The sequence below is a fragment of the Microbacterium sp. RU1D genome (assembly GCF_900156435.1).
GTDB lineage: Bacteria > Actinomycetota > Actinomycetes > Actinomycetales > Microbacteriaceae > Microbacterium.
Window position 1 is genome coordinate 168,714 of the sequence record NZ_FTPQ01000003.1, and the last position, 17,203, is coordinate 185,916.

13 protein-coding genes are annotated in these 17,203 nt (G+C 71.0%); 5 read left to right on the forward strand and 8 right to left on the reverse strand.

Annotation, left to right across the window (positions count from 1 at the left end; all coding sequences use genetic code 11):
- Nucleotides 1-45: 45 nt before the first annotated feature.
- Genes B0B15_RS13000 through B0B15_RS13010 form a run of 3 tightly spaced genes read right to left on the reverse strand, consistent with a single transcriptional unit; the run spans nucleotide 46 to nucleotide 5,894 of the window.
- Nucleotides 46-3,576 carry an error-prone DNA polymerase gene (locus B0B15_RS13000; RefSeq protein WP_076676746.1) on the reverse strand — a complete coding sequence of 1,177 codons (3,531 nt, stop codon included), beginning with the start codon at nucleotides 3,574-3,576 and terminating at the stop codon, nucleotides 46-48.
- 57 nt (nucleotides 3,577-3,633) lie between these two features.
- Nucleotides 3,634-5,178: a DNA polymerase Y family protein gene (locus tag B0B15_RS13005; RefSeq protein WP_076676748.1), complete on the reverse strand. Its 1,545-nt coding sequence runs from the start codon at nucleotides 5,176-5,178 to the stop codon at nucleotides 3,634-3,636.
- Complete coding sequence (locus tag B0B15_RS13010) at nucleotides 5,178-5,894, reverse strand: hypothetical protein (protein WP_076677622.1); 717 nt, start codon at nucleotides 5,892-5,894, stop codon at nucleotides 5,178-5,180. The genes B0B15_RS13005 and B0B15_RS13010 overlap by 1 nt, the downstream gene beginning before the upstream one ends.
- 364 nt (nucleotides 5,895-6,258) lie before the next feature.
- Between B0B15_RS13010 and B0B15_RS13015 the strand changes: the two genes are divergently transcribed.
- From B0B15_RS13015 to opgC, 4 genes are read left to right on the forward strand one after another with little or no spacing between them, the layout of a single operon-like run.
- Complete coding sequence (locus tag B0B15_RS13015; protein WP_256334325.1) at nucleotides 6,259-8,175, forward strand: glycosyltransferase family 2 protein; 1,917 nt, start codon at nucleotides 6,259-6,261, stop codon at nucleotides 8,173-8,175.
- A 1-nt stretch (nucleotide 8,176) separates the two neighbouring features.
- The gene (locus B0B15_RS13020) at nucleotides 8,177-8,512 is read left to right on the forward strand and encodes an STAS domain-containing protein (RefSeq protein ID WP_076676750.1); all 336 of its coding nucleotides are present in this window, start codon (nucleotides 8,177-8,179) and stop codon (nucleotides 8,510-8,512) included.
- The gene (locus B0B15_RS13025) at nucleotides 8,505-8,921 is read left to right on the forward strand and encodes an ATP-binding protein (RefSeq protein WP_076676752.1); all 417 of its coding nucleotides are present in this window, start codon (nucleotides 8,505-8,507) and stop codon (nucleotides 8,919-8,921) included. The genes B0B15_RS13020 and B0B15_RS13025 overlap by 8 nt, the downstream gene beginning before the upstream one ends.
- Before the next feature lie 5 nt (nucleotides 8,922-8,926).
- Nucleotides 8,927-11,527, forward strand: coding sequence for an OpgC domain-containing protein (opgC, locus tag B0B15_RS13030; RefSeq protein WP_256334312.1), 2,601 nt, complete (start codon nucleotides 8,927-8,929; stop codon nucleotides 11,525-11,527).
- Nucleotides 11,528-11,596: 69 nt separating this feature from the next.
- Here the strand turns inward: opgC and B0B15_RS13035 are convergent, their stop codons facing one another.
- From B0B15_RS13035 to B0B15_RS13055, 5 genes are all read right to left on the reverse strand, one after another.
- A complete protein-coding gene (locus B0B15_RS13035; RefSeq protein WP_076676754.1) occupies nucleotides 11,597-12,748 on the reverse strand; it encodes a SpoIIE family protein phosphatase in 1,152 nt (383 codons plus the stop codon).
- A 196-nt stretch (nucleotides 12,749-12,944) separates the two neighbouring features.
- Nucleotides 12,945-13,121 carry an IclR family transcriptional regulator gene (locus B0B15_RS16530; protein ID WP_176776658.1) on the reverse strand — a complete coding sequence of 59 codons (177 nt, stop codon included), beginning with the start codon at nucleotides 13,119-13,121 and terminating at the stop codon, nucleotides 12,945-12,947.
- Nucleotides 13,122-13,277: 156 nt separating this feature from the next.
- Entirely contained in the window at nucleotides 13,278-13,775 is a 498-nt protein-coding gene (locus B0B15_RS13045) for an HNH endonuclease (RefSeq protein WP_076676758.1), read from the reverse strand.
- A 341-nt stretch (nucleotides 13,776-14,116) separates the two neighbouring features.
- Nucleotides 14,117-14,926 carry a M23 family metallopeptidase gene (locus B0B15_RS13050; RefSeq protein ID WP_256334311.1) on the reverse strand — a complete coding sequence of 270 codons (810 nt, stop codon included), beginning with the start codon at nucleotides 14,924-14,926 and terminating at the stop codon, nucleotides 14,117-14,119.
- A 348-nt stretch (nucleotides 14,927-15,274) separates the two neighbouring features.
- On the reverse strand, nucleotides 15,275-15,973 hold the full coding sequence (locus B0B15_RS13055) for an iron-dependent transcriptional repressor DtxR (RefSeq protein WP_076676762.1): 699 nt from the start codon (nucleotides 15,971-15,973) through the stop codon (nucleotides 15,275-15,277).
- A gap of 99 nt (nucleotides 15,974-16,072) precedes the next feature.
- On the opposite strand from B0B15_RS13055, the gene serC reads away from it, so the two are divergent.
- Complete coding sequence (serC, locus tag B0B15_RS13060) at nucleotides 16,073-17,194, forward strand: phosphoserine transaminase (protein ID WP_076676764.1); 1,122 nt, start codon at nucleotides 16,073-16,075, stop codon at nucleotides 17,192-17,194.
- Nucleotides 17,195-17,203: the final 9 nt, after the last annotated feature.

A 17,203-nucleotide genomic window follows, 5' to 3' on the forward strand; every position in this document is an offset into this window, starting at 1 on the left:
CGGAACCGGGCGAGATCGCCCCGAGTCTAGTGAGGCCGGTCGCGCTCATCGGAAGTCCCGCGACGCATGAGCGACCCCGACGCGCAGATCCGTGAAGCCGTCGGCGACGACGTTGGTGACCCCCTCCACCGAGCGTTCGAGCATGCCGCGCACGATGAGCGCGGGCGATTCGCGCGCGACGCGCCGGTATCGGTTCCACACCCCGACCGAGCAGATGATGTTCATCAACCCGTGCTCGTCTTCGAGATTGAGGAACGTGATCCCGGATGCCGTGGCCGGCCGCTGGCGGTGCGTCACCAGGCCCGCGACCTCGATGCGTCGGCCGGTCTCGAACGTGCGCAGTTCGCGCGAGGTGATCACCCCGCGGGCGTCGAGCGCCGAACGGAAATGGGTCAACGGGTGGTCGTCGGCCGAGAGACCCGTCGCCCACAGGTCGGCGGCGAGCACCTCGTAACTGGAGGGGTCGGTGAACAGCGGCGGCTGCACCGACACCAACGAGTCGGGGAGGAACTCCGGGCGGTCCATCGCCGCCGACCCGGCGAGCCAGATCGCCTCGCGTCGGGTGTGCCCGAGGCATTCGAACGCCCCCGCCGTGGCGAGCGCCTCGATCTGCGCGGCGATCAGCCCCGTGCGCCGCACGAGGTCGTTCAGGTCGCGGTAGGCGCCCCCGCGTTCGCGCTCGGTGACGATGCGTTCGGCGACCTTGGTGCCGATCCCGGTCACCCCGGCGAGCCCGAGCCGCACGGCGAACCCGCCGTCCCGCCGGTGGGCCAGGGTCTCGTCGGGCTCGGAGGGGTCGAACTCCCCCGTCGGCGGCTGGTGCGCGTGCGCGCACGCGGGGCGTCCGGTCGGCGCCCCGGCGCCGCGGCGCGGTGCGTCGTCCGCGTCGGGTGCACCCCCCGGCCCGCGCTGCGTCTCGCCGACCCCGCCGACCGACGGCCCCGCTGGGCCATCGGCATCCCCTCCGCCCCGGGAACCGGCGTCGTCGGCGAGCCCCTCGAGCGATGCCTCGACCCCCGACCGCAGCAGGTCGGGCCGGCGCACCACCACGCCGTGCCGACGGGCGTCGGCGGTGAGGGTCGCGGGCGAATAGAACCCCATCGGCTGCGCCCGCAGGAGACCCGCGAGGAAGGCCGCCGGGTAGTGAAGCTTGATCCAGGAGCTCGCGTAGACCAGCAGCGCGAACGACAGCGAGTGCGATTCGGCGAAGCCGAAGTTCGCGAACGCCTGGATCTTCGCGTAGAGCTCGTCGGCGATCTGCCCGACCAGGCCGTTCTCGGCCATGCCGGCGTACAGCGTCTCGCGGAGGGAGTCGATGCGCTCGAGGCCGCGCTTGGAGCCCATCGCGCGTCGCAGCAGGTCGGCGTCTTCGGCCGAGCAATTGCCCACGGCCACCGCCATCTGCATGAGCTGCTCCTGGAACACCGGGACGCCCATCGTGCGCTCCAGCACGGGCTCGAGCTTCGGATGCACGTAGGTGATCGGCTCCTGGCCGAGCTTTCGACGCACGAACGGATGCACGGCACCGCCCTGGATGGGGCCGGGACGGATGAGCGCGATCTGCACTACGAGGTCGTAGAACTTCCGCGGCTGCAGCCGCGGGAGCAGCCCCATCTGCGCGCGCGACTCCACCTGGAACACCCCGATCGAATCGGCCCGGCACAGCATGTCGTAGACGGCCTTCTCCTCTTTGGGCAGGGTCGACAGCTCCCACTCCTCGCCCGTGGCATCCCGGATGAGGTCGAAGCAGTACTGCAGAGCCGCGAGCATGCCCAGCCCCAAGAGGTCGAACTTCACCAGCCCCATCCAGGCCGCGTCGTCTTTGTCCCACTGGATGACCGTGCGGTTCTCCATGCGCGCGTGCTCGATGGGCACCACCTCGCCCACCGGCCGGTCGGTGAGCACCATTCCCCCCGAGTGGATGCCGAGATGGCGAGGTGCCTTCAGCAGCTCGGACGCGAACTCGATGACCTGGTCGGGGATGTCGTGGTCCGAGCCGGTCTCGAGCGTCGCCCCCCAGCGCTCGACCTGCTTCGACCAGGCGTCCTGCTGCCCCGGCGAGTGCCCGAGCGCGCGGGCCATGTCGCGTACGGCGTTCTTCGGGCGGTACTGGATGACGTTGGCCACCTGGGCCGCACGCTCGCGCCCGTAGGTCTCGTACACCCACTGGATGATCTCCTCGCGCCGGTCGGAATCGAAGTCGACGTCGATGTCGGGCTCCTCGTCACGAAGGCTCGACAGGAACCGCTCGAACGGCAGTCGGTAGAAGATCGAGTCGACCGCCGTGATGTTCAGCAGGTAGCAGACGGCACTGTTCGCGGCCGACCCGCGCCCCTGGCACAGGATGCCGCGGCGGCGCGCCTCGGCGACGATGCCGTAGACGATGAGGAAGTATCCGGGGAAATCCTTCATCTCGATCACCTCGAGCTCGCGCTCGATGCGGCGCCGGTCGTCGTCGGAGAGGTTCGGGTACTTCACCGGTACGGCTTCCCAGACCAGGTGCCGCAACCACGACATGGGCGTGTGGCCCTCGGGCACGCTCTGCCGCGGGAGGGCGGGCTTGGCCCGACGCAGCGGGAACGCAATCTCGTCGGCGAGCGACACCGTTCGCGCCACCGCCCCCGGGTAGCGGGCGAAGCGGGCGGCCATCTCGGCCCCCGAGCGCAGATGCGCCCCCGCATGGGCGGGGAGCCATCCGTCGAGCTCGTCGAGTCCGCGGTTCGCCCGCACCGCGGCGACCGCGGCGGCGAGCAGCTGCTTCTGCGGGGCGGCGTAGTGCACGTTGTTGGTGGCGAGGGTCGCGAGCCCCCGTTCGGCCGCGAGTCCGGCGAGCACGTCGTTGCGCCGCGAGTCGAGCGGGTCGCCCTGATCCATCAGCTCGACGTAGACGGCCTCGACGCCGAACAGGTCGACGAGGGTGTCGAGTTCGCGTGCCGCGCCCGCCGGTCCCTCGAACGCCAGGGCCTGACGCACCGCGCCCTTGCGGCATCCGGTGAGCACCGCCCAGTGGGGGTCGCGCGGTCCCCCGGCGCGTTCGGCGAGGTCGTCGAGGTCGTAGACCGGACGCCCCTTCTCGGCGCCCTCGAGCTGCGCGTGGGTGATCGCGGCGGCGAGCCGGTGGTAACCCTCTTCGCGCCGCGCGAGCACGAGCAGGTGCGAACCGGTCGGGTCGGCCTCGCCGTTCTGCGAGCCGGGGAGGCCCAGCGACAGCTCCGCCCCGAACACCGTCTTCACCGCGCGGGCCTCGGCTGCCTCGGCGAAGCGCACGATCCCGTAGAAGCCGTCGTGGTCGGTGAGGGCGAGGGCGTGCAGGCCGAGGCGCTCGGCCTCCTCGACGAGTTCTTCGGGCGAGGACGCCCCGTCGAGGAAGGAGTACGACGAATGCGCGTGCAGCTCGGCGTACGGCACCGTCTCGGCGGGCCGTTCGATCGTCGGAGGCACGTAGGCGCCGCGTTTGTGCGACCACGCCGGGCTGTCGCCGCCGTCGCCGTTCGGCGGAGCACCGGTGGGCCTCCGCGCGTCGCTGAGCAGGCGTTCGAGCTCCGACCACTTCACCGGAGGGTTGGTCCAGCCCATCAGGACGCCCCCGCTCCGACAGGCGCGGGTAGCGCGCGCGAGGAGCACGGTCGGGGATCAGTCATAGCGACCCTCCGCTCGCCATTCCCCCTCTTCGACCACGAGCAGCCACGCACCCCCGTCGGCGTCGACGACCTGGAACCGGTGCGCCCGCCGCGCACGCAGGGGGTCCCACCCGCGCTCGCTGATCGGCCAGGGGCCCGCCCACTCCCGGATGCGTCGACGCTGCCCCGCCGTCTCGAGCACCGCCGGTGGGGCGCTCAGCACGTCGCGCTCGCCCACCGTGACCGGCGCTCCCGCGATGTCGGTGACTCCCACCGGGCGGGGTTCGGGGTAGACGGTCGCCGGAAGGGGGTCGGGGAGGCTCCCCGGCCAGGGACGCGTGCGATCCTTCGCGGTCACGGCGCGATCCCCCCACGGCACGAGCACCTGCCGTTCGGCGAGCCACCGTCCGCCGCCGATCACCGGTGTGACCACCGCGCGATGGCCGAGCATCGCCTGCACGCGCGAGAGGGCATGATGCACACGTTCGTCGGGGCCCGCGCCGAACAGTCCACGGGCGTGGTGCGCGGCGGCGTCGACGGCTTCGGGTTCGATGTGCACGCCCGCGACCCCGCTGCCGAAGATGCCCTGCGCGTCTTCGGCGAGCTGCCACCGCACGCGGTCGACCACTCCCGCCGCGTCGAACGAGCCGGGGTGCAGCCACACGCGTTCGCTGCGCTCGCCCCGCTCGCCGGTGAGCACGACGCGCAGCTCGGTGCACACCAGATCGTGCGCGCCGAGGCGGGCGATGAACTCCTCGGCCGCCACGCGCATGCCGAAGGCGATCTGGTCGGCCAGCTCGAGCGGGGGCTCGAAGGCGACATCGCGGTGCAGTTCGGGCGGGGGCGTGCGCGGGTGCACAGGCTGGGAGTCGAGGCCTCCCGCCAGAGCGTGCAGGCGCACCCCCCGCTCGCCGAACCGCTCCCGCATCCTCTCGACCGGCAGGCCGGCGAGGTCGCCGAGGGTGTGCACCCCGAGGCGCGAGAGGAGACTGCCGAACTCGTCGTCGTCGAGCGTCGCGATCGACAGCGGCGCGAGGAAGGCTCCCGCCTCCCCCGGCGCGACCACCCGCACGGGCTCGTCGACACCGGCCGTGCGGGCCGCCTGCTCGGCGGTGAAGACCCCGTCGGCCACGCTCGCCCGCACGCCGGAGAACCCGTCGTCGTCGAGCAGGCGGATCAGCATGCGCGCGGCCTCGAGCTCGCCGCCGTAGTAGCGGGCCGGACCACGGGCCCGCAGGGCGCACAGCCCCGGACGCACCACCTGCACGCCGGGGGCGTGCTCCTCGACGCGCGCGACGACGGGGGCGAAGGCGCGGGCATCGCGCACGGGGTCGGCGGGGACCACCTGCAGCGCAGGGCACAGGGCCTGCGCATCGCGCCGCTTCTGCCCGCGGCGCACGCCCTGCGCACGAGCCGCCCACGAGCACGCGACGACGAGGTTGTTCGCGAACACCGCCACCGCGGCATCCGGCTTCGGGGGCGACACGGCCTCGCGTACGAAGGCCGTGATCGGCCAGTCGGGGAACCACAGCACGAGGCTGCGCGTGGGCGCCTGCATCAGCCCACCGCCCGCACGGGCACGGATTCGCGCTCACGCGGCACGAGACGCTCGGCGGGGGCGCCCAGCAGTTCGATCGACCCGTCGGCCGCGGGCAGCAGCATGCGGGCGCGACGGGCGTTCGGGGAGCGGCGACTGCTGACCGACACCGTGAGCTCGCGACCGGCCAGGTAACCGTGCCCCTGTCCGAGCCCCGCCCAGTGCGGGTCGGCCACGTCGATCACGGCTTCGGCCTGCGGCCAGGCGCCCTGCACGAGCAGCACCGACCCCCGGTCGCGCAGTCGCGCCGCCAGTCGAGTGGTCTCGGCGCCTCCCCGCGCGGCCGGGGAACCGATGGGGGGACGCACGGCCACCACCGGCAGCACCTCGGTGATCGTCGCGGTCACCGCGAGCCAGCGCGGTCCCGGATCGGGGATGAAGACAAGCCGGTCGAGATCGAGCCCGTATTTCTCGGCCGCCTCGGCCCCGAGCTCGGGCATGCCGATGACCCCGCACCACGCCCCGTCTTGCGAGGGGCGCGCCATGAGAGCCAGCAGCAGGGATGCCGAACGAGCGAGCGCGTAGGCCGACCCCGAGCGCAACCCGCCGCCGGGCAGGAGCGACGAGAACGCCGGATGCGTGGGGAGCACGGGGGCGTCCATGCGCCGCCCCTGCATGCGCTCGAGGCGGTCGCGCAGCGCGGTGATGTCGGGTACGGCCTGTACCTGGTCTCTCACGATCGCCCTCACTCCCACAGGTTAGAACATGTGTTCTACTGTCTCAATCCCTGTGGGTCGAAGATACGGACGACCTCCGACATCGCCGGATCGCCGGGCCCGTCGCGATGCACCAGCCGTGTCGGACCCGCCGCTCGGACCCCTCACGACGCAACCCGCCCCAGCGGACCCGCGCGCCCGCGGGAGCGTACCTTCTCGTCCCGACGACGCGCGCGTCAAGGATCGACGAGAGGCCCCGTCTTCATAGAAGATGAAAAGCGACGGAAGGTCCCCCCAATTGGTCGTCGAAACAACGATCCGCCGCGATGATCTGCGGCGGGATGCCAGGCGTCGTGATGCCTCGCGCACACGACGCCTCGCCCTGGTGCGCGTGATCGTCATCCTGTCTGCTGCGACGGGCCTCAACTACATCACGTGGCGCTGGTTGGCGTCGGTGAACTGGGAGTCCTGGTGGATCGCGGTCCCCCTGGTGCTGGCCGAGACCTACAGCCTCATCGACTCGCTCCTCTTCGGCCTCGGCGCCTGGCGACTGCGCGAGCGGCACGACGCTCCCCCGCTGCAGCACGAGGTGACGGTCGACGTCCTCGTGACCACCTACAACGAGCCCCTCGATCTCGTCATGGAGACGGCGCGAGCGGCCAAAGCGATCCGTTACCCGCACGAGACCTGGATCCTCGACGACGGCGACCGCCCCGAGCTGCGCGCCCTCGCCGAGGCCGAGGGCATCGGCGTCATCACCCGTTCGGAGGCGTGGCGCGACCGCCCGCGTCACGCCAAGGCCGGCAACCTCAACAACGCCCTGATGGTGACCGAGGGCGAGTTCTTCCTCATCCTGGATGCCGACCAGATCCCGTCCCCCGACATCCTCGACCGCACGCTCGGCTGGTTCGAAGACGACCGCGTCGCCCTGGTCCAGACGCCGCAGTGGTTCACCAACGTCCCCGCGAGCGATCCGCTCGGCAGCCAGGCGCCGCTGTTCTACGGACCCATCCAGCAGTCCAAGGACGGGTGGAACGCCGCCTTCTTCTGCGGCTCCAACGCCATCCTGCGCCGCGAGGCCCTCATGCAGCTCGGCGTCTCGCGCTACGTCGGCGAGGTCACGCTCGCGGTCAACCGCGGCATCCGCTCCTCGCGCCGCGTGCTGGCCCGCGCGCGACGCGAGCACGCGTCCGACGCCCGCATCGTGGCATCCCTCGATCGCGTCTCCCGCGCGCTCGACGACCTGAAGGCCGGAATCGCGCGCGGCGACGCCCTGGCCGACCTGACCTACGGGTTCCAGCGGCAGATCGTGGCGGTGCGCCGAGAACTGGCCGATCAGGACATCGCCGACGTGCGCGCCGAACTCGCCGAGCTGGCCGAGGTCACGGGCGACCCCGCCGCCCTCGCGGCGATCGACGACCTCGCCCTCGAAGCCCTCGGCGAGCGCAGCTTGTCGCCCCTGGCCGCGGTGGAGTCGGTCAGCATGCTCGTGGAGTCCTTCGACGTCGGGCGCGAGGAAGAGGCGCAGGCCATCATGCCGCTGGCCACGATCTCGGTCACCGAGGACATGGCCACCTCGATGCGTCTGCACGGCCTGGGGTGGAAGTCGGTCTACCACGACGAGGTGCTCGCGAAGGGCCTGGCCCCGGAAGACCTCCCCACCATGCTCACCCAGCGTCTGCGCTGGGCGCAGGGCACGATGCAGGTCATGTTCCGCGAGAACCCGCTCGTGCAGAAGGGCATGAACTGGGGACAGCGGCTGATGTACTTCGGCACGATGTGGAGCTATCTGTCGGGGTTCGCCGCGATCGTGTACGTCGCCGCGCCCGTGCTGTACCTGTCGTTCGGGGTCATGCCCGTCCAGGCGTGGAGCGTGGATTTCTTCGCTCGTTTCATCCCCTTCTTCGTCATCAACCAGGTGCTGTTCCTGGTGGTGGCCAACGGCCGACCGACCTGGAGGGGCGCGCAGTACTCGCTCGCCCTGTTCCCCGTGTGGATCCGCTCCGTCACCAGCGCGTTCGACAACGTCTACCGGGGTCGTTCGCTCGGGTTCTCGGTCACCCCGAAGACCCGCTCGGTCGAGAACCGCCCCCGGTGGGACCTCGTCAAGCCGCAGCTGTGGGTGATGGGCGCCCTCGTCGCCTCGCTCGGCGTCGTGGCCGTGCGGTACGCCGCGGGGCAGGCCGAGGGCATCGCTCCGCTGATCAACATCGCGTGGGTCCTCTACGACCTCGCCGTCTTCAGCATCATCGTCCGCGCGGTGCTGTACTCCGCCTCCGATCACCAACCGAAGGGTTACTGACATGCTCCAGGTCGACATCGATCCCCGTGCCGACGGGACGGTCGTGACGCCGCGCGGCCGTCTGACGATGGTCTCGGCGAAGTCGTTCCGCGAAACGGTCACCGCCGAGATCACCCGCGGCCAGGGCGACATCGTGGTGGTGGACCTCTCGCAGACCGAGTTCGTCGACTCGTCGGGCCTCGGCGCGCTCGTGGCCTGTCTGAAGACCGCGCGTCAAGCGGGCGGCGACCTCCGCCTGGCGGCGCCCAGCGAGCAGGTCACGATGGTTCTCGGTCTCACCAACCTCGACCGGGTGCTGCGCCCGCGTCCGAGCGTCGACGAGGCCTTCCGTGACTGAGTCCGAAGCACGCCGATCCCTCGACGCGGCGGTCGTCCCGGCGAGCCTCGACGCCATCTTCGATCTGCTCGCCGAGTGGTGGGAAGAGGTCGGCGAGGTGGCGCCGATGACGAGGTTCGGCTTCGAGACCGCGGTCATCGAGATCGCCGGCAACATCGTCGAGCACTCGCGCGGCGAGTCCGACGCGCGCCGGTTCACGCTCGACCTGTTCGCCGACGCGCAGACCCTGAGCGCGACCTTCCGCGACGACGGCGACCCGCCCCTGCTCGACCTGGCGACGGTGCGCATGGCGGATGCCGATGAGGAGAGCGGCCGCGGTCTCGCCCTCGCCAACGCGGGCGTCGACGACGTCGGGCTGCGTCGGGAGGGCGACCGGAACGTCTGGACATTGGAGACGAGACGAGAGTGAGGCGCGTGATCCGACGGGTCGCGGCGGCCGTGGGGGCCTCCGCCGCGCTCCTTCTGATCGGTGCCGCTCCCGCCCTCGCGGCGGCGCCTGCCGCACCGGGGGCCACGGCGGTCACGGATGCGCCCGCGACCCCGGCATCCACCGCCACCCCCGACGCGCCCGCGGCATCTGCGACGCCGTCCGCCACCCCGAGCACGACCCCGCCCGCCCCCGCGATCGACGGCGTGCGCTTCGGCCCCGAGCTCGACTGGGGGAACGACGGCCCCGACGGCTATCGCAACCGCCTCGGCGAGACCCCGGCGATGTACAGCGTGCGCCTGTCCTACCCGCTCGATGCGCGCTCGATCTCGGAGTGGCAGCACGCCGCCCTGCAGGTCGCGGGGCAGGGCGCCTCGCTGGTTCTCACGCTCGAACCCTCGGTCGGGCTCGACGCCCTGACCGACGCCGACGCGGCCGAGCTGACGATGCGTCTCGAGCGCTACCACTCGCAGTACGGCACCGAGCAGTTCGTGCGCTTCGCCCCGGAGATGAACGGCTCGTGGGTGTCGTGGGGACAACAGCCCACGGCTTACGTCGCCGCGTTCGAGGACGTTGCCGCGGCGGTGCACGCTGGTTCGTCCGAGGCCGAGATGGTGTGGAGCCCCTCGTACGGCGCCGGGTACCCCTTCGAGCGCGCCGACGGCCGCCTCGACGCCATCACCGCCCGCGATCGCGCCGCGATCGACACCGACCGCGACGGCCTGTTCACCGAGGCCGACGACCCGTACGGTCCGTACTTCCCGGATGCCGACTCCGTCGACCGCGTGGGACTGTCGCTGTACTACTTCGGCAAGGGCGAGGCGGCGGCCGCCGCCGGCCGCGACGTGCCGCTCGAGCAGAACACCGCCCCGGAGGACGGCGAGGTCGCCGCCCGGCTCGACGAGCGCTGGGGCTACACGACCGGCCAGCGCGAGTCGTTCTACGACCGCTTCGCCGTGGGCGAAGGCAAGCCGCTCCTGCTCGACACCGGCGCCCTGTACGACTTCGGTCGCGAGGGCGACTCGGAACTCGCCGTGAAGCGCGGGTGGTGGACGCAGGTGCTCGCCGAGCTCGGCGACCACCCCCTCATCACCGGGATCACGTGGCTCGAGGTGGTGCGCGAAGAGGCCGAGGCCGGCGGCCGCGAGGTCGACTGGCGCGCGACCGCGAACGGCGAGCTCGCCACCGCCCTCCGCGACGACCTGCTCTCGACCGGCCTGATCCGGTGGGGACCGGTCTCCGATGTGGTCACCCCCGAGCAGGGGGTGGCGGCCACCGTGCAGGTGCGCCAGGGCGGGTCCGAGCCGAACGAGGAGATGAACTGGATCACCGGCAGCGCCGCCGTCCTCGCGGTCGCTTTCCTGGCATCCGGGATCATCGGCCGCGCCCTGCCGAAGTGGCGTTATGACGACAGCTCGGCCAGTCGCGACCTTCGCATCGACATGGTGCGCGGCTTCATCATCGTGGTGGTGGTCGTGACGCACATCGAGGTCACGAGCCCGTTCGCGTACGCCTCGCTCAAGGCGATCGGCGCGATCACCGGCGCCGAGCTGTTCGTGCTGCTGAGCGGGATCGTGCTGGGCATGGTCTTCCCCGCGGCGGTCGCCCGGGCGGGCGAGTGGGGTGCGGCGGTGGCGGCATGGGGACGCGCGCGCAAGCAGTACCTCGTCGCCCTGGCCGTCATCCTGGTCGTCTTCGCGATCGGCTTCCTGCCCTTCGTCGACGCCTCCGCGGTGACCACCTTCACCGATCGCGGGACGGGCGAGGGCGGCTCCGGCGAGAGCGGGCGCGTGTACGACCTCTACCCCAACGGCGAGCGTCTGCTCGACTACCCGCCGCCGTGGTACGCCGTGCGGCAGTTCCTGCTGCTCGAGATGGGCCCGTGGCCCTTCAACATCATGGGCCTGTTCGTCGTGCTGAGCCTGGCGTATCCCGCGCTGATGTGGCTCATCAAGCGCCGCCTGTGGTGGCTCGTGCTCGCGCTCAGCTGGGGCGTCTACGTCCTGCACGGGTTCGCCCCCGAGGCGATGCGCCTGCCGTCGCAATTCGACGCGGTGTTCCCCCTCGCGCTGTGGCAGGTGCTGTTCACCCACGGCCTCGTGATCGGGTACTACCGTCGTCGGATCATCCGCGCGCTCACGACCCTGCCCGGCAAGATCGGCGTCGGTGTCTTCGTGGTCGGCTACGCCGGCATCCTGGTCTACCTCTGGGCCGGCCAGGCGTACGGATTCACCCCCGTGCCCTTCCCCGCCGATCTGTACGCGAACCTGTACGACTCGGGCTATCAGCGGATCTTCCTCGAGTGGGGCCGCCTGCTCGACCTGCCGCTCGTTCTGGTGTGCACCTACGCGGTGCTGACGGTCGCCTGGAAGCCGATCGAGAAGAGCATGGGCTGGCTCTGGATCCCCCTCGGCCAGGCCAGCCTGTACGTCTTCATCGTGCACGTGTTCTTCGTGCTCGCCGTCGCCAACATCCCCGGGCTCGACCGCGGCAGCTTCTGGCAGGGCACGCTCATCCACGCGGCGGTGATCGGGATCATCTTCTTCATGGTCCGCAAGCGCTTCCTCTTCGGCGTCATCCCCCGCTGACGGCCGGAACGACGGATGCCGGGTGCCTCGCGCGACCGCGAGGACCCGGCATCCGTGTTCCGGGGTCGGTCAGTGCACCGACAGAACGACGGCGGTGACGTCGTCGTCGACCTCGTGCGTGGAGACCTTCAGCGCGAGCTCGTCGAAGAACCCGCCGGTGTCGGCGGCCGCGCGCAGGTCGTCGCCGATCATGCGGAGGCTCTCGAGGGTGGAGTCGTACGCGTCGAGGGCACCGTCCGACACGCTGACGATCAGGTCGCCGCGACCGACGCGCACACGACCCGGCTCCCACTCGACGTCGGCGGGACGCAGGCCCAGCGGGAGATTGCGCGAGTCCAGGCGCTGGCTCGTGCCGTCGGCGTGCAGCACGAGGGTCAGACCGTGACCGGCATCGACGAAGTCGACCGTACCGGACGCGGCGTCGACCACGGCGTGGAAGACGGTCGCGAACACGTCGCGGTAGCGGCCGTCGGTACGCGCCTCGTCCTCGACTGAGAGCATCGCCTGCACGGGGTCCATGTCGCGTCGGGCCTGCAGGGCGGCGAGCAGGGCGTCGGCGACGGCCCCGGCGGCCTCGCCCTTGCCCATCACGTCGGCGAGGGTGACCACGACCCGACCGCCCACCTGCTGCCAGCCGCTGCTATCACCGCTCACGACGCCGTGCGGGATGGCGAGGGATGCCAAGCGCACCCCGTCGGCGCTTCCTCGCTCCTCGCGTCCGGCCGAGGGAGCGGAAGCGGGCGCGTCCGCCTCGCTCTGCCGCACCTCCGCCTGCGCCCAGCGTCCGAACTGCTCGAGGCTCCTGCGCTGCGCGTCGGTCAGGGAGCGCGAGTCCGAGTCGAGCAGGCACAGGGTGCCCACGGCGTCGCCGTCGTCGGTGCGCAGCGGAAAGCCTGCGTAGAAGCGCATTCCGTACTCGGTGACGGCGGCGATGTCGCGGAAGCGGTCGTCGGCGGTGGCGTCGTCGACCTCGAGGATGCCCTGCTGCTTCACCGTCTCGCCGCAGAAGACGGCCTCTCGCGGCGAGCGCCCGAAGCGCGGTCCGTCCGGCTGCGCCTTCGTGTAGACCTCGTCGTCATCGACGATGTTGACCAGGGCGTAGTCGACGTCGAAGAGCTCACGTGCGAGGCGCGTGATGCGGTCGAATCGTTCCTCGGGCGGAGAGTCCATCAGGCCCGTGCGATCGACGGGGGATCCGGGGGCGGAGATGTCGGAGGTCATCGGGGGCTGTCCTTCCGCGGGGGGTTGCACCGCGCTGATCCGCGGCGACCGACGCTCTCTCGCGGACGCGGGGCAGCTTCGACTCGGAAGGCTCCCCCACGTCGTCGCGGAATCGATCGCGCCGACATGTCGACCCTACCGAGCGGAGAGGAGCGGAGGGCGGATCGCCCGAGGATCTCCGTAGTACCTAGGCGCGTCAGAGCAACCGAAGGTCGGCCTGCATCGCGGCGGCCTCGCGCATCATCGACGGCACGAACCTCTCGACCACCGTCTCCCGGGAGTGCCGCCCGCTGCTCATCGAGACGTTCACCGCCGCGGCGACGGAGCCGTCGCGGCCGCGCACGGGAACCGCCAGGCCTCTCAGAACACGCACGCCGAGGACCCGGCCGAGGGAAACGTCGGCCGGGGCGAGACAGTCACGCACGCCGAGGACCCGGCCGAGAGAGATGCCGGCCGGGGCACGACAGGCGCGTACACCCCAGTCCCGGCCGAGCAGAGGGCTTCGGCCGGGCCACCCGGTGACGTCGAGTCAGGCGGCGAGCGCCAGGTAGGGCTCCCACCGCGGGTCGCTCTTGTCGACGCCGCGCACCGTCCACGACGACCCTCGCGGCGGAGCGGGGACGAGTCGCAATTCCCACCGCATCTCCTGCGGCGTGCGGTCGCCCTTCATGTTGTTGCAGGCCAGGCAGCAGGCCACGAGGTTCTCCCACGTGTCCTTCCCGCCCCGCGAGCGCGGCAGCACGTGGTCGATCGTCGACGCCGCCTTGCCGCAGTAGCCGCACCGGTGCGCGTCGCGCCGCAGCACCCCGCGGCGCGTGACCGGCACCTGGCGGGCACCCGGCACCCGGACGTAGCGGGTCAGGATGATCACCGCCGGGCGGTCGTAGGTTCCGGCCGCTGCCCAGACCGGATCCTCCTCGATGCGTTCGATGACCGTGGCCTTCTCATTCATCACGAGCACGAGTGCTCGCTTGAAGGACACGACGGCAAGGGGCTCGTAGCCCGCGTTCAGGACCAGTGTGCGCATTTCGCTTCCTCTCGAATGGCCGAGACGGCTTCTCGGATGTTCGACTCGCGACGACGGCAGAGGCGCAGGGGCATGAAAAAAGGCGCTGTCTAGACAGACAGCGCCTGGGTGGTCGCGACGAAGTCGCGGCATCCGAACACACGATGCCGAAGAACGAGCAGCCCGAGCGCATCCATGGTGCGGATGCGCGGACTGGTGTTCATCGGCGTTCCCTCCGGTTCTTCCGACGTCGCTGACAGGCTAACCCACTGCGACACGCCCGGGGTCGGGTGGAGGGGGAAACGGAAAGCGGCGTGTCGGAGAACGATCGCCTCCGGCACGCCGCTTTCACCGCGAAGGGGTCAGCCCGCGTTCTGCTGCAGCCACGCGTAGGGGTCGACGACCGAACCGTTGATGTGCACCTCGAAGTGCAGGTGGTTCGCCGTCGAGCTGCCGGTGGAGCCGACGAGGCCGATCAGCTGACCGGCGGCGACCGTCTGACCGGCCTGCACCTGGCGGCTGCCATAGGTCATGTGGCCGTAGGTGGTCGACACCTTCTGGCCGTTGATCACGTGTTCGATCACGATGCCGACGCCGTAACCGCCGTAGCTCTCGGACGACACGCTCACGACGCCCGCGGCAGCGGCGAAGATCGGCTGCCCGCCGGGCGCCAGCAGGTCGACGCCCTGATGGTAACCGGAGTCCCACAGGCCGCGACCGAGGATGTAGCTGGTCAACGGCCAACGGACCTGGCCGGAGCCGGGAGCGGTCATGGTGAGGTCGACGTTCGACACCGACGAGCCGGCGGTGGATGCCGCTTGCCGTGCGCGCTCGGCGGCAGCCGCGGCGGCGGCGGCGGCCGCCTCCTCGTCCTTCTTCTTCTGGATCTCCTCCGCCGTCGTGGCGGAGTAGCTGCTGCGATCCAGGCCCTCGGCGGTCGCGTCGGAGGCGACGACGAGCGACTGGTTGTCGGGGGCCGACATCTGCTGCAGCGACACCGTCTCGGCCGCGGGCATCGTGGCCGCGTAGGCGGGGATGGCGACCGTGGCCACCAGGCCGGCGACCATCGAGAGGATCACGGCACTGCGCAGCGGTTTGCCGACGCGGCGCGCACTGGACCCGTTCCGCGCCGGGGCGGTTCGGGCGACGGTCGTGGCCGTGCGGGTCGGCACCGGGCGGCGAGTGGGTCGAGCGACCTCTGCGCGCGTGCTCTTGCGAGTGGGACCCGCCGCAGGGACCTCGGGTAGGTCCGCAGCGGGATCGTTGTGTTCAGCCAAAGTTCCTCCGGCGCCTCTGCGTCTGCGACGCTGGCTCGTCAGCACTCGATGATGGGGGCACGGTGTGCGGGGTTCACCCTGCGCGGACGACGAGCCGTTGAGGCAAACCGCGAGGGGTCCGACGGCGGGCTTCTCGCCTGTGGACCCTCAGAGGCTACCCGAAGATAACGAACAAGTCACGCTCCGCACCCGGTGAGCACCCGATGCCCGGCGAAGGCTCAGCCTCGACCTTCTGAGGGTCGCTCACGCCTCCGCGACGAGGAAGATGTGCGACGCGACCTCGACCGGCAGTTCCAGCCCCTCATCCACGCCCTCCATCTGCACCAGCACGTACCCCTCGTTGAAGCGGTAGTCGCCGCGCGCCCCGGGAAGGACGCCGGCGGCCTTCAACTGCTGCAGCAGTTCGGGGTCGACCTGCGCCGGCTCGGCGAGACGACGCACCGTGCCCGAGATCGGGCCGCCCGCGTCGGTGAGCTTGCGGACGAGCCCGACGACGCCGTCGTCGAACGTCGAGCTCGCGGTGTCGCCGAGCTGGTCGAGGCCGGGGATCGGGTTGCCGTAGGGCGACTCGGTGGGGTGACCGAGCAGCTCGACCAGACGACGCTCGACCTGCTCGCTCATGACGTGCTCCCACCGGCAGGCCTCGTCGTGCACGTAGGCCCAGTCGAGTCCGATCACGTCGCTGAGCAGTCGCTCGGCGAGACGGTGCTTGCGCATGACGTCGACCGCCTTCTGGCGTCCGTCGTCGGTGAGCTCGAGGCGACGGTCCTCCGACACCACGACGAGGCCGTCGCGCTCCATGCGCCCCACCGTCTGCGACACGGTCGGGCCGGAGTGGCCGAGGCGCTCGGATATGCGTGCACGCAAAGGCACGATCTTCTCCTCCTCGAGCTCGAGGATTGTGCGCAGGTACATCTCGGTGGTGTCGATCAGGTCGGTCATTCAGCAGTCCTCGATGTCGCGCGGCAAGTCCTCCCAGCCTACCGACCCCCTCCGACACGAGCGCGGGCGCCGGAGGGGCGGGACCCTAGAATCGGACCCATGCCGCACGTGGAACTCCCCACCGACCTCCTGCCCGCCGACGGCCGCTTCGGGTGCGGCCCCTCGAAGGTGCGCGGTGCGCAGCTCGAGGCCCTCGTCACCCGCGGGGCGTCCATCCTCGGAACCTCGCACCGCCAGGCTCCCGTGAAGAACCTCGTCGCCAGCACGCGCGAGCGCCTGTCGCAGCTGTTCCGTCTGCCCGACGGCTACGAGATCATCCTCGGCAACGGCGGGTCGACGGCCTTCTGGGATGCCGCGGCCTTCGGCCTCATCGAGAACCGCAGCCAGAACCTCGTCTTCGGCGAGTTCGGCGGCAAGTTCGCCTCCGCCGCCGCCGCGCCGTGGCTGCAAGCCCCCGACGTCCGCAAGGCGGAGCCCGGCACCCGCGCGGTGGCCGAGGTCGTGGAGGGTGTCGACGTCTACGCGTGGCCGCACAACGAGACCTCGACGGGCGTCGCCGTCCCGGTCGCCCGCGTCGCGGGCGACGCCGGAGCGCTCACCGTGGTCGACGCCACGAGCGCCGCCGGCGGCATCGACTTCGACGTGACGCAGGCCGACGTCTACTACTTCGCCCCGCAGAAGAACCTCGGATCCGACGGCGGGCTCTGGTACGCCGCCGTGTCGCCCGCCGCCATCGAGCGCATCGAGGGCATCGCGGCATCCGATCGCTACATCCCCGAATTCCTCAGCCTGAAGAACGCGCTCGACAACTCACGGCTTCAGCAGACCTTGAACACCCCGGCGCTCGCGACCCTGCTGCTGCTCGACGAGCAACTCGGTTGGATCCTCGACAACGGGGGTCTGTCGTGGGCGGGCGCCCGGACGGCGGAATCGTCTGCGGCCCTCTACGAGTGGGCGGATGCCAGCGAGTTCGCGACCCCGTTCGTCGCAGACCCGGCCGACCGCTCCCCCGTCGTCGTCACCATCGACTTCGACGACAGCATCGACGCCTCCGCCATCGCGAAGAGCCTGCGCGCGAACGGCATCGTCGACACCGATCCGTACCGCAAGCTCGGTCGCAATCAGCTGCGGGTGGCGACCTTCGTCTCGATCGAGCCCGAGGACGTCCGCCGCCTCATCGCCGCGATCGATTACACCATCGAGCGCCTGCCCGGCGCCTGAGCCACCCAC

Coding starts and splice junctions, on each gene's coding strand:
- B0B15_RS13055 (WP_076676762.1), bottom strand. CDS start 15,973: ATGACCGACCTGATCGACACCACCGAGATGTACCTGCGCACAATCCTC.
- B0B15_RS13020 (WP_076676750.1), top strand. CDS start 8,177: ATGCTCCAGGTCGACATCGATCCCCGTGCCGACGGGACGGTCGTGACG.
- B0B15_RS13005 (WP_076676748.1), bottom strand. CDS start 5,178: ATGCAGGCGCCCACGCGCAGCCTCGTGCTGTGGTTCCCCGACTGGCCG.
- B0B15_RS13045 (WP_076676758.1), bottom strand. CDS start 13,775: ATGCGCACACTGGTCCTGAACGCGGGCTACGAGCCCCTTGCCGTCGTG.
- serC (WP_076676764.1), top strand. CDS start 16,073: ATGCCGCACGTGGAACTCCCCACCGACCTCCTGCCCGCCGACGGCCGC.
- B0B15_RS13000 (WP_076676746.1), bottom strand. CDS start 3,576: ATGGGCTGGACCAACCCTCCGGTGAAGTGGTCGGAGCTCGAACGCCTG.
- B0B15_RS13035 (WP_076676754.1), bottom strand. CDS start 12,748: ATGACCTCCGACATCTCCGCCCCCGGATCCCCCGTCGATCGCACGGGC.